Origin of the sequence: uncultured Holdemanella sp., assembly GCF_934772795.1 — a bacterium.
In the GTDB taxonomy this organism is placed as follows: domain Bacteria; phylum Bacillota_I; class Bacilli_A; order Erysipelotrichales; family Erysipelotrichaceae; genus Holdemanella.
This window is the reverse complement of record NZ_CAKVMR010000059.1, coordinates 1-13283: the sequence shown is the minus strand read 5'-3', so window position 1 is coordinate 13283 and position 13283 is coordinate 1. Positions and strand designations below refer to the sequence as shown.

9 protein-coding genes are annotated in these 13283 nt (G+C 33.7%); 5 read left to right on the top strand and 4 right to left on the bottom strand.

Annotation, left to right across the window (positions count from 1 at the left end; translation table 11 throughout):
* The first annotated feature begins 105 nt into the window (after positions 1–105).
* The 3 genes from Q0F04_RS09595 (at position 106) to Q0F04_RS09585 (ending at position 3645) form a co-directional block, all read left to right on the top strand.
* Positions 106–2253: a Tex family protein gene (locus Q0F04_RS09595; protein WP_295752744.1), complete on the top strand. Its 2148-nt coding sequence runs from the start codon at positions 106–108 to the stop codon at positions 2251–2253.
* A gap of 83 nt (positions 2254–2336) precedes the next feature.
* Positions 2337–3239: an AEC family transporter gene (locus tag Q0F04_RS09590; RefSeq protein WP_295752743.1), complete on the top strand. Its 903-nt coding sequence runs from the start codon at positions 2337–2339 to the stop codon at positions 3237–3239.
* A gap of 94 nt (positions 3240–3333) precedes the next feature.
* Positions 3334–3645 carry a hypothetical protein gene (locus tag Q0F04_RS09585; protein WP_295752741.1) on the top strand — a complete coding sequence of 104 codons (312 nt, stop codon included), beginning with the start codon at positions 3334–3336 and terminating at the stop codon, positions 3643–3645.
* A gap of 20 nt (positions 3646–3665) precedes the next feature.
* On the opposite strand, the gene Q0F04_RS09580 is transcribed toward Q0F04_RS09585, so the two are convergent.
* Positions 3666–4448, bottom strand: a complete 783-nt coding sequence (locus Q0F04_RS09580) for an HAD family hydrolase (protein WP_295752739.1) — start codon at positions 4446–4448, stop codon at positions 3666–3668.
* Positions 4449–4512: 64 nt separating this feature from the next.
* On the opposite strand from Q0F04_RS09580, the gene Q0F04_RS09575 reads away from it, so the two are divergent.
* The gene (locus Q0F04_RS09575; RefSeq protein WP_295752738.1) at positions 4513–5175 is read left to right on the top strand and encodes a cytidylate kinase-like family protein; all 663 of its coding nucleotides are present in this window, start codon (positions 4513–4515) and stop codon (positions 5173–5175) included.
* Between the two features lie 26 nt (positions 5176–5201).
* Here the strand turns inward: Q0F04_RS09575 and Q0F04_RS09570 are convergent, their stop codons facing one another.
* From Q0F04_RS09570 to Q0F04_RS09560, 3 genes are read right to left on the bottom strand one after another with little or no spacing between them, the layout of a single operon-like run.
* Positions 5202–6533, bottom strand: coding sequence for an NCS2 family permease (locus tag Q0F04_RS09570; protein ID WP_295752746.1), 1332 nt, complete (start codon positions 6531–6533; stop codon positions 5202–5204).
* A 55-nt stretch (positions 6534–6588) separates the two neighbouring features.
* Complete coding sequence (locus tag Q0F04_RS09565; protein ID WP_295752736.1) at positions 6589–9696, bottom strand: UvrD-helicase domain-containing protein; 3108 nt, start codon at positions 9694–9696, stop codon at positions 6589–6591.
* A 2-nt stretch (positions 9697–9698) separates the two neighbouring features.
* Positions 9699–12248: a PD-(D/E)XK nuclease family protein gene (locus Q0F04_RS09560; RefSeq protein ID WP_295752733.1), complete on the bottom strand. Its 2550-nt coding sequence runs from the start codon at positions 12246–12248 to the stop codon at positions 9699–9701.
* Positions 12249–12350: 102 nt separating this feature from the next.
* On the opposite strand from Q0F04_RS09560, the gene Q0F04_RS09555 reads away from it, so the two are divergent.
* Positions 12351–13229 (top strand): ATP-binding protein, encoded by an 879-nt coding sequence (locus Q0F04_RS09555; protein ID WP_295752731.1) that lies wholly within the window; start codon positions 12351–12353, stop codon positions 13227–13229.
* Positions 13230–13283 lie beyond the last annotated feature (54 nt).

Genomic DNA, 13283 nt, shown 5'->3' with positions numbered 1-13283 from the left:
TATGATAAAATATAAATCAGGAGAGAACTAGGCTTTATAAAAAAAGCCCACACTCGTAAGAGTGTGTTAGTTCAATAATAGAGTTGAAATGAGGTAAATAAACTTATGGATGAAAATATAATTTCCTTAATTGCGAAAGAACTGAATATTGCGATTTCACAAGTTAAGAATACATTGGAATTATTAGAAGAAGGAGCTACCGTTCCTTTTATTGCACGTTATCGTAAAGAACGTACAAAAGGTTTGGACGAAGAACAAATTCGTGTCATTCAAGAAAATTATGCATATCAAGTAAATTTAGCTAAGCGTAAAGAAGAAGTCTTGGCTCGTATTGAAACATTAGGTAAATTGGATGATGAAATCATTAAGAATGTCAACGCATGCACAAAGTTGTCACAAGTAGAAGACATTTATCGTCCTTACAAACAAAAGAAAAAGACACGTGCCAGTGTTGCGATTACCAATGGCCTACAGCCATTAGCCGATACGTTTATGTCTTTTCCACGTTATTTTAAAGAAACAGAATTAGATGCCTACATCAATGAAAACGTAAAAGATCGTGAAGCAGCTATTCAAGGAGCTTGTGATATCATTGCTGAAAAAGTAAGTGATGATGTGGATGTGCGTAATAAAATATTGGATTCAATGACAAATTTTGGTCGTATTGTCACAACTGAAAAGAAAGATCATGAAGATGATCATAAAGTATACAAGATGTATTATGATTATTCAGAAAGAGTAAATACATTAGCACCGCATCGCGTTATGGCTATTGATCGTGGGGAAAAAGAAAAAGTATTAAATGTATCGATTTCTTTTAATGAAGAATATATTGAAAACTGGGTATGTCGAAGATTTATTCGCTTTAATAACAGTGGTACAAGTGAATATGTTCGTACTGCCATTTTAGATGGTTTAAAAAGATTAGCCTATCCTTCCATTGAAAGAATGGTTCGTTCAGCTTTAAGTGAAAAGGCACATGAATCAAGTATTGACATATTCTCTATGAACTTAGAAAAACTTTTACTTCAACCACCTATGAAAGATAAAGTGATTTTAGGCTTTGACCCAGCCTTTAGAACTGGATGTAAGTTGGCTGTTATAGATGCATCTGGTAAAAAATTAACAGTTGATGTGATTTATCCACATCAGCCAAATGCGAAAGTAAGAGAGTCTGAACAAAAATTAGTTCAATTATGCAAAGAATATCATGTGAATTTAATTGCGATTGGTAATGGTACGGCAAGTCGAGAAAGTGAAGCTTTTGTGGCCAATACAATCAAGAAATTTAATTTACCAGTATCCTATACCATTGTTTCTGAAGCAGGAGCCAGTGTATATAGTGCTTCTAAATTAGCTATTGAAGAATTCCCAGACTTACATGTTGAACAAAGAAGCGCCATTTCTATTGCGAGAAGATTGATGGATCCACTTTCAGAGTTAATCAAAATCGATCCTCAATCAATTGGTGTTGGACAATATCAACATGATTTACCAACCGCAAGATTAAAAGAACGTTTGGATTTCGTAGTTGAAAAAGCAGTTAACCGAGTGGGTGTAAATATCAATACAGCCAGTGTTTCATTATTGAAAAATGTAGCGGGATTAAATAATGCGAGTGCTACAAGCATTGTTTCTTATCGTGAAGAGAATGGAAAAATCGAATCGCGTACACAAATCAAGAAGATTCCTAAGATTGGTCCAAAAGCCTTTGAACAAGCAGCGGGATTCTTGCGTATTGAAGATGGAAAAGAACCATTGGATCGTACAAGCATTCACCCTGAGTCATATAAGGCAACAAAAGTATTGTTGAAGGAATTAGGTCTGGATACTTCAGATTTGGGAACACAAAAAGCTAAAGATGTAATTTCAGATTGTGATACAAAACAATTAATGGCAGATACAGGATTGGATGAATATACATTAAAAGATATCTTAGATGCGATTTGTATGCCACTTAGAGATTATCGAGATAAATACGATGCGCCTTTATTAAGAAAAGATGTATTGGAAATCGAAGATCTACATATTAATGATAAGCTTGAAGGTACGGTTCGTAATGTTGTTGACTTTGGAGCCTTTGTCGATATCGGATTACACGAAGATGGTTTAGTTCATATTTCAAAGATGAGCACAAACCGAGTAAAACATCCAAGTGATGTGGTATCTGTAGGAGATATTGTTACGGTATGGGTATATAATATTGATCAGGAGAAACAAAAGGTGCAGTTAACGATGGTCAATCCAAATTGACAATCAACAAATAGAGGTTTAATATCTAGACTAAAGTAGGACAACTTAATGTTGTCCTTTTCATTTAAGGGAAGAGGATTTTTATGAATATTACTACGATTGTTACACAAATGACAATTCTGTTGTTTATTATGATTGTTGGATTTGTAGGAGCTAAAAAGAATATCTTTAATGATGAAGTAAATGTATATGCATCCAATATTTTATTAAGAATTGGCATTCCAGGCTTGATTATAAGTTCAGTGAAAAATGAATCACCATTTACAGGAAATGAACTGTTCAATGTACTTGTTATTTTCGCAATATTTGTGATTTTTACAGGCGTTGTATCAAAAATTATTGTTGAAGTTTTGCGTATTAAAGAAAATAAAGCCCTTTGGCAATTTATGATTCTATTTACCAATGCAGGCTTTATGGGATTACCCGCTATTCAAGCTATATTAGGCGATCAAGCCATGCTTTATGGAGCACTATTTTTATTGCCACTAAACTGTTTGATGTATGGATATGGAGAGAGTTTATTTCGTAAGGGAGGTTTTTCATTTAAGAAATTTATGAATGGTCCGATGATTGCTTCCATTATTGCGCTTGTCCTTTGTATCTTTAATATTAAACTTCCATATATTTTAGCACAGACATGTTCATATATAGGTAATGTGACAACACCATTATCTATGATGGTAATTGGTGCTGGTTTAGTCAAAATGGATGTTAAGGAATTGTTGGATATAAAGTTATGGGGATTTACAATATTTAAAATGATTCTATTGCCATTGTTCTATATGTTTACTCTTTCTATATTTCATGTTGATCCATTGATTGAAAATACACTTATTCTGATTATGTGTATGCCGGTGGCAAGTAATTCAAGTGTCTATGCATTTATGTATGGTGAGGATGCAACGCTTGCCAGTAAGGCCATATTCTTAACAAGTGTTGCGTGTGTGGTAACGATTCCAATTGTGTTTATTTTGCACAGTTTGTAAAAAATGTGACAAATGTACCTATAAATAAAGGCCAAAGTTTGAGTTATTGGTTAGAATGATGTATGATTAGGATATAAGAAAGGATGTCGTGATTATGGAAAAATGGACTCAAGAACAGTATGCTGCTCGTTTACAGGAAATGAAACAAGAAGCTCATGATAAAATGTGGTTATACATCGAAGTGAATGCCAAAGAGTTTATGAATGAATGTGAACCAGGGGCAAAAAATTTAGCTAGTTGCTGTAAAGCAATGTTAGATGCAATGTTAGAAGGGGATGGCTTTATCGTAGAGCCTAAGATCCGTACTAAGGTTGCTGGAACTTTAACAGTTCGTTACTATGTTGATAACTTACATCCAGGTCGTAGAAAATACGCTGATGTAATGAAAGAACAACAACAACAATAAAAAAAGAATCATTTCTGATTCTAAAATAGCTTTAAATATTTAAAAGCTTTGTATAAGCCGTCATTGTCAATTCTATCTGTGACATAGTCGGCTTTTTCTTTTACTTCTTTGACACCATTTCCCATCACAATAGAAATATCGGCATATTCTAACATCGGCAAATCATTTTCAGAATCACCAATCGCAACTGTTTCATATTCTTCGTTGTAGTAGTCTTTGACAAATTGAATAGCTGTAGCCTTATTATATTCTGTGTGTGTGATTTCACCACCTAGATGCAAGAAATTTGTGAAAGTTAAATGTTCTGGGATTTGATTTAAGATTTCTTCTCGTTGAGCAAGTGAATCAAAATGAATGCTGACTTTCATAACTTGTTCATAATCTGAATCGGTAAGTGTTGAAATATCCGGGAAAGATAAGAAACGATTTCCCATACGGTTATCTGTATTAAATTGCAGCATTCTTTCTCTGTTTTTTTCATTGGTAAATGTCATCTTGCTTCCTTCTAAAGAAAAGCCTGAATCTTTGGCAATGTGCTGAATAAATTGTGTATCTCTTTTTTCAAGTGGTTTAAAAAGAACTTGTTTATTATTGATCACAATTTCGCTTCCAGCCCCAAAACAATAGCCATCTAAATTCATATCTAATAAGAATTGAGGCACTTCACAACGCGTTCTTCCCGTGTTTATATATATTTTATGCCCGTTTTTTCTTGCGAGTTCAAGCGCTTCTAATGCAGAACTAGGAATCTTTTCGAATGTCCATAGAGTTCCGTCTAAATCTAAAAAAATAATTTTTTTCATAACCTTCCTCCACTACACTATTCTATCATATTATTGTATGATATAAGAAAAAGAGGGACTTGGCATGGAAAAGAATGTGATCATAACGATATCGAGGCAGTTTGGATCCAATGGAAGAGAAATTGCTCGTAAGTTAGCTGAATATTTAGATATTAGTTATTATAATAAACAAATCTTAGAAAAGATTGCCGTGAATATGGGTATTTGCGCGGACTTCTTTAAAGATCAAGAACAAGATGAGAATGGTTTATTTACAATTGAATCAAGGGGGCTTTTAGGGCTTAGAAACATTACAGAATTAAGTGTGAATACACAAATCTACGATATGGCTAGCGACATTATTCAAAAAATTTCCCAAAGAGAAGATGCCGTTATTGTAGGAAGATGCGCCGATTATATTTTAAAAGATAATCCGGATGTGATTTCTGTATTCTGTTACAGCGATGTAGAAGAACGCATCAAATGGTCAATTGAAGAATACCAAGTGCCAGCTAAACAGGCTAAAAAAATCTTGCAGGAAAAAGATACACAGAGATCAAGATTTTATGAATTTTATACCAATCAAAAGTGGGGGAATCCACGCAACTATACACTGATGATCAATACATCAAAGATGAGTACGGATGATGTTGTGCGTTTATTGGCATCGATTTATGATACTAAAAAAGGCATCTCTACTTTTAAGAATGCCTTTGAAAATCAATATGAAAAGAATAATACGTATTAAAAAAGTCGGAAATCCGACTTTTTCTTTTACATGATATATGGTGTTGCGAAATATAATACGAAGATGATCATTAATGCCCAAACAGTTGGGTGAACTTCTTTAGCTTTACCAGCTGCAATCATGGCAATTGTATAAACGATGAATCCACATGCGATACCATTTGAAATAGAATACATCAAAATCATCATAATAATAGTGACAAAACCAGCAGCGGCAAAAATCATGTCATCCCAGTCAATACCTTTTAACTGTTGCGCCATCATAATACCAACAACGATCAATGCGGGTGCTGTAACCGCGTTAGTAACTGTACTTAAGATAAGTGGCGATAAGAATACAGCTAGTAAGAAGCAAACACCAGATGTGCATGCAGTTAAACCAGTACGTCCACCAACGCCAACACCAGAACTAGATTCAACGAAGCTTGTTACTGTACTTGTACCTAAAACAGCACCAAATACTGTACCAACCGCATCCGCAAGCAATGCTTGTTCAGCATTTTCTAGTTCACCTTTATCGTTGATCAAACCAATACGGTTTCCAATCGCAACAAGTGTTCCGGCTGTATCAAAGAAGTCAACGAATAAGAATGAGAAAATAACTACGAAAGCTTGGAATGGATTTGCGAATAATTCAGAAATTCCAGAGAAGCAAGCTCCAGCAGCTTGTAATTCAAAATCAAACGAAATGAAATGTTCAGGTAAAGTAGGCATACCAGCCATTCCCATGAATCCAAGGATGATTCCAATCACAGCTGTGATAACCATACCTACGAAAACGGCAGCAGGAACATTTTTAATAACCAACGCAATTGTAATTAATAAACCAACAATAGCTAATAATACAGTTGGATCTGTTAAGTTTCCAATTGTCACAAATGTTGAAGGGCTTGCCACAATAATACCTGCATTTTTTAAACCAACAAACGCAATGAAGAAACCGATTCCGGCTCCAATTGCCAACTTTAATTGTACTGGAATCGCATTGATAATCGCTTTACGAACACCAGTAACAGAAATAACAATAAAGATAACACCTGAAATGAATACAGCACTTAATGCAGCTGCCCAGCTAAAGCCCATTTGCCCACAGATTGTGTATGCGAATAATGCGTTAACACCCATACCAGAAGCTAGTGCGACTGGGTAGTTGGCAACAAGTCCCATAATGATACTTGCCACACTAGCACTAATAGCTGTCGCAAGGAATACAGACGCCTTATCCATACCAGCATCTGCCAATACTGCAGGGTTAACCCCAAGAATGTAGGCCATAGCCAAGAATGTTGTAAGACCAGCAATAAGCTCTGTCTTAACGTTTGAACCTTTCTCGTTCAATTTAAAGAATTTTTCCACGATTCTCTCTCCTTCTCTCTCTTTTTTTCAAAAGACCCCTCCATTGTAGCATAAGTTATTATAAAAGGATGCATTTAAATAGAGAAAAAGCATAGATATACGTTTTTACCGGTAAGTCTGTTATTTTTTCCATCGAATGTTTATAAGTTTGAAGCTGAGCCGCATACATATCAATTAATTTATTTTCATTATCTGTGGCATCTGTTTTAAAATCAATGATAATTACTTCATTTTCTTTATAGACAACTAAGTCCATAAATCCATGAACGACTTGATTTTTATCTTCAATAATATAGCTTTGTTCAAATACATGTTTTTCTTTCATCCAAGAAGCATACAGAGCATCTGTGTTTAAAGCTAAAATCTGTTTGATGTCATAATCCTTTAAAGTATATCCGTAAGAATTCGCATAAGAAATAATATCTTTTTCTTGATAAGGATATGAGCATTGTGCCACAATTTCGTGGAATAAAGTACCGCGAAGTGTTCCAATATTCTTTGAAAGAGATACTTCTTTCCAGTCTAATTTCATTTTGGCACCACTCGCCGTCTGGCTTGAGAAAGCATCTGATTTTTTTGAATAGACTGGTAATTTATAAGACGTGTTATTCTGACGTACTTTTAATGGTCTTTCATATAGAGCTGCTTTTTTATCAAAAACCACTAAAGAATCGCTCGTATTGGCATAGGTATGTAGTAACCATCCTGTATAACTTTCATCCTCTAATAAAGTATAGGCATTTAATGGACTATAGAAGTCTTCTAAACTTTCAATGGTATCCACAATGACCAATTCTTTTTGAGGACGAGTTGTCGCAACATAGAATACACGCATTTCTTCAGCTAGATCATCCAATTCTTTTTTGGTCTGTAGAGCTAAATGATAAATTGAATTGTATTTATATGTATAGTCATGACTTAAACCTTTTAAAGAAAGCCCTAAAGTAGAATCAAATAAGATGCAAGAGCTGCCATGTTTATCTCTTTGTTCATGTTGCGAAAGAATATATACGACAGGGAATTGTAAACCTTTAGATTGATGCATTGTTTTTACTTGAACTACATCATCTTCTTTGCCATATAAACTGGCTTCTTGTACTTGATCTTGCGTTGCATCTTTAGATAGTTGTAGGACAAAACCATGGATATCACTTTGATTTTCATATTGCGTAGCCAATTCTAATAAATAATCCAAGTTATTCTTATCTTGAATGGTTGTAGAAACATAATAGAAATTATTATAGGCATAGATATATTGTAGAAGTTGTACGATTGTTTGATTTCGATTGATATATAGTTCAAAGAAAGGCTTCATGAAATCTTCATTTTTAATACTCATATATAAAGATGTACCTTTTTCTTTTCCAATACAACAATTCGCAATTTGAGAAAAAGATACATTAAATAATGGAGACATTAAAGAAGCACATAACGCAATGTCATCTGTTAAATCTTCTAAAGCCTTTAATGTAGAAAGTACAATTTGAATGGCTGGATTTGTATAGAATCCATGATCAATGGTGATCATCGCTGGAATGTTGTAGGCCTCAAAAACTGTTTTCAATTTTTCTTGAGGAGCATGATTACGAGTTAATACACACATCGATTTATAGGGCATTCCCGCCTTATGCTTTTCAATAATGTCTTGCGCAATTAAATCAAAACGATTCTCATTGTGATTTTTTTTGATGGTTGCCTTATTCCCTTCTTCATCTTTATATTCTGTAAATAAGAAGCGAACGGGAAATTGAGGACTTTCCATTTGTCCTTTTGTACCGACATTCGCAATATCGATATCTTCAAATTGTTTTCCTAACAATTCATTATTCATAATCTTACTATAGAAATCATTGTTGAATTGAATAACACTCGCATTGGAACGATAGTTTTCCTGCAATAATAAAGGAGTGTTGTTGATATCTTCCTTTTTCATCCAGTCCTGCATGATTTTTGGATTGGCTTGTCTGAAACCATAGATGGATTGTTTAATGTCACCCACTCTAAATACATTGTTTTCATGACAGAAAGACGCAATGATTTTTTCTTGAAGTTCATTGGTATCTTGGAATTCATCAACTAGAATCATCTGGTACTTATTGTACATTTCTTCTTTGATCATCGGATCTTGAAGGAGTTGATACGCAAAATGCTCCATATCATTAAAGTCAATTACTTCCATTTTCTTTTTTTCTAATTGAAAGTATAGTTTTACTTTATTGGTTAATTCAAATAGAGTATCTACTAAAGTTTTATGATTTTGAATGTCCTTTAAATAGAATTCTTCATCAAATAAGTTTTCTACGATCTTTGTTTCATGATTTTTAAAAGAAGTTTGATATTTTGAGTAATCCACCTTATCAATTGTCTTCTTAAAACCAAGGGTATTCTTCAAATATAATTCAAATTGAGCTTTAAAATCTGAATACGAGTTAGTATCTAAACACTTTGATAAATATTCCTTTTTGATTTCATAATCTTCAGGCTTTGCGATTTGATCAATCACTTCATCTAAGATTTCAGTCATCGCAAGACAATGATTATGGAAGTATTTCAATGCATATTCCATTAATTCTGGACTTAAATATGTATATGAATTTTGAATGTTTTTAATCCAAGCCGTAGCGTCTTCTTCGGATTTAGAGTTAATGATTGCCAAAATATCTTCAATATATTTTTGAATGTCTTCTTCGGTTTTGCCAAAAGAATGGAAATACATTTTTAATTTTGTGTATGCATCTAAGTCTAAATCTTGAATCGCATGTTTATAGGCATTCTCAAACGCAAGGCGTGTTTGAGCTGAGGATGCCGTTTGTTTGGACATCGTATAAGAAATGGGAATCTTATAGTAATAGTTTTGTATGATCGACAAACAGAAGCTATCAATAGTAGAAATACTGGCTGTTTCAAGTAGAGCCATCTGTTGAAGAATATATTCGGTTTTTGGTTGTTCCTTTAACTTTGAAAGAAGACGCGCCTTCATTTCGGCAGCCGCATCCTTTGTGAAAGTCATGGCCAGGATAGAATCGATCGAAATATGGTCTTTTAATACAAGCTGACATAAACGTTCTACTAAAACGGCAGTTTTACCACTTCCGGCACTGGCAGAGACAACGACATTTGTATCTCGAATGTCAATGGCTTTTTGTTGGGGAATTGAAAAATCCATATTTATTCTTCCTCCTTTTCTACGCGAAGCTTTGGTTCTACTTCGTTCGCTAAATTTCGACAAATAGATTTATATGCGCAATATTTACATGCATCTTGGACATGATTAGGCAAGGCCTGTCCACTTTCAATGTCTTCTAAAAGACTGTCAATGACTTGAGTCCATTCCTCTTGGATGGTTTCTAAACTTGGATTGGCTCTTTTTACAGGCATATATCGTTTTATGTCATCACAATAAATGCTCGCATCACTAAAGTGCCATCCATTTAATCTTCGATTGACTTTAAATGTATCCGCAACATCTTTTTCATCGTTCACAGTGAGTTCAGGAACTTTTTTACGATAATTTAATTTTCCATAAGTAAGCGTTTCTGGGGTTGTCCTTAGCGCAATGTAGAAACATCCTACAGGGATTAGACCGGATTCTTTTTCGTAAGCTAACGTATATGTGGCTAATTGTAAAGAGAGTCCGGATTCAAATTCATTGAGTTTAATGTCTTTATCACTTGATTTATAGTCAAAGATACAAAAGGATGTATTTGAACCATCAATTCGGTCAATATAGCCATATAAATCAATGGTATATCCATTCCATGGGTAGGAATAAGAGAACTTGTGTTCTTGTTTATCAATATGCATATGCCAGTTGGATTCAAAATTATGTAGTTGTTCAAAAATCAACACGAGTTTTTCTGTGATCTCTTCAATTTGAGAATCAAACCATGGAACTTGTTGTAAAAGTACTTTTTTTGCGAAGGCAAATTCATTTTCAACATAGTGATGAATTTCTTCTTTGGATAAAGAAGCATAATCTTGTCTATCTTTTGAAATTACTTCTAAGACATGGTGTAAAATACTTCCGCGAATTCGAATGTCTGTGATATCTTCTTTTTCTTTTAAATACAGGCCGTATTTTAGGGCATGAGAAAAAGGACAGCGCGCATAGGATTCAAGTCTTGAAATAGATCCTTTAAAATGACCATCCTTAAAGAATATGGATTTAGCTGTTGTTTCATTTAAATCGATATTTGGCGTAGTCCAGTTAAAAGCATCGGGCGTAGTGATAAACTCAGCCTTTTGTTGGATCCAGTTTTCTATATCGGAGCTAGGCTCATAATTTTTTCCTTGATAATCACTTTGCGGGTAGAGTACGTAAAGAATCTCACACAAAGATAAGCAGTCAAAGATTTGTGCCTGCTGGTTTTGAATGCGTGTTTCAAGACTTGGAAAATCTGTATTTTGTACATAGGCCTCATCAAAGATTCCAGTATGTAACTTTAAAGCAGGAAATGCACTGGCATTTGTGCCGGTTAAAAAGACGATGGGCCTTAAATTTGTGATGTCTTGTCTAGATCCAATGAATACTCCTTCAATGGAATTAGCTTTCTGATTGGCAGAAAGATTTTGAATCTGGTGAATCAAGATATTTAAATCGTTCGCATTATGAATGTGTGTATGCACATCTTGGATAAGTGACATGACATCGTTAAAGGCATTTAAATCTTCTTTTGTGACTTGTTCGTGTAGACTTTGAATGTGTTTAGCCATCTCGATAAAATCGTATGCATTAAATAAGAAGGCATGATTTTGTATCCATTCCAAAGTATCTTGTTCTAATTTTTGGTAGGATGCAAACTGGTAGGAATCAATAATTTCATTATCCTTGTATGGTATCGTAGTTAAGAATGGTTCAAATTTTAAAAATTGTTCAGGGAACAATGTGTAATACTGCATGAGATAATTGTCATTTGGGTATAGGGTTTGAACCAAGTTTAAAAAGCTCTTTAGATCCATATCTTTAGCCCAAGTTAAATAATGAATCCACTCGTTATATATAGATGTGGTATGCACTTCCTGCATAGTTGTGAATGGAATTTTATGTGCGGTAAGAATCTGGGTTAAGACATTGATTTCACTTGGATTGTTTAGGGCAATAAAAATATCATCGGCTGAATAGTCATTTTCAATGATAAGGTCTGCGATGACCTCCATTTGTTTGCGTGCATTGGCAACACTGTAATAGTGTGTTGTCAATAGTTGTTTATCACCTAGCCATTTTGCGCCATGATCAAGCAAGATTTGAATCCAGTAATTGTCCAATTGAGAATATTCTTTTTTTAGAATATAGATATTTTCTAAATCCGGTAAACTTGAAAGGACATCTTGCGTTTGGTCTTCTTTAAGTTCAATTGGATAAAGCAGATTTAAAATTTCATGTAGATCCTTTTCTTTTTGGGTTGAACAAGGAAAATCATGGATTTGATAGGTCTTTGCCATTTTAATAAAGTCTAAACAAGCACTTAAAAAGTCATAGTCTTCTTTACTGGAATAGAAGGCGTTTGAAATAGATATATTCTTTAAGGCTTCTTTGTATAGATAAAGAATTTCAATGTCGGATTTATTTTGTCCATGATAAAAAGAAGATAGCCAGCTAGACAAGGTTAAAACTTGGATGCCAAGGCAATCTTTTTTTTGTTTTAAAATCTCTTTGTATAAAGATAAATGTAAGGTAGCCGGAGCTAATATTGTACTGTTGTCTGGAATTTGTATCATAAATTATCACCTAGATTATTATACCATGTTGCGTATCTTTTCATTCAATGATATTATTAACTCGAGAGTTAATAACTGTGGAGTTAATAAAACGGAGGGTCTATGTTTGTTGGTAGAAAAAAGGAATTGGATGCATTAAATAGTCGATATACAAGCAACAGAAAAGAATTTGGTGTATTGTATGGAAGAAGACGAATAGGGAAATCATCCATATTAAATGAATTTTTAAAGGGTAAAAACGGTATATTGTTTCAGGCAAAACAAGATAATAGTTATGGAAATTTAAAATCTTTTTCTTATGAAGTGGATCATTTATTGGATCTTCCAGATACATTTGTTTTTGCGAGTTGGCAACACGCCTTTAAATCGATTCAAGAATACGCAAAGAATGAGCGCTTTGTGTTGGTTATAGATGAGTATCCATATATAGTGAGTCAAGATTCTAGTTTCTCTTCTGTTTTGCAAGAGTTTATTGATCATGCGAGTGATAATATGATGGTCATCTTATCGGGAAGTGATATAGGTTTTCTGCAAAGAGAAATACAGAATCATGCGAGTCCATTATATAAAAGACGCACTTTTGAGATGGAAATCAAAAAAATGAATTTTATGGATGCAAAAGAATTTGTGAAGATGGAGGATATTAAAAATCAAGCTAATTATTTGTGTTTAATGTCGGGATATCCATATTATTTATCGACAATTGATCATACGAAAACTTTTTATGAAAACATTCAATACTTGTTATTTAATGAGTTCGGTACATTCTTTAATTTGCCAGATCAACTTTTATCAAATTCAACGAATGTACAGGATGTATATAATTCCATATTAGTATCAATCTCAAAGCGTAATCGAACGATAAAAACGATTAGTGAAGATATTCATGAGGCAGAGGCTAAAGTCTCTAAATATATTGCAACATTGATAAAGAGTGAAATTGTAGAGAAAAAGAATATGTATAATACATTAGAAAATTAAAACACCAATGTTGATAAAAAAAACCAATCGAAATACAACATTGGCGTTTTAATT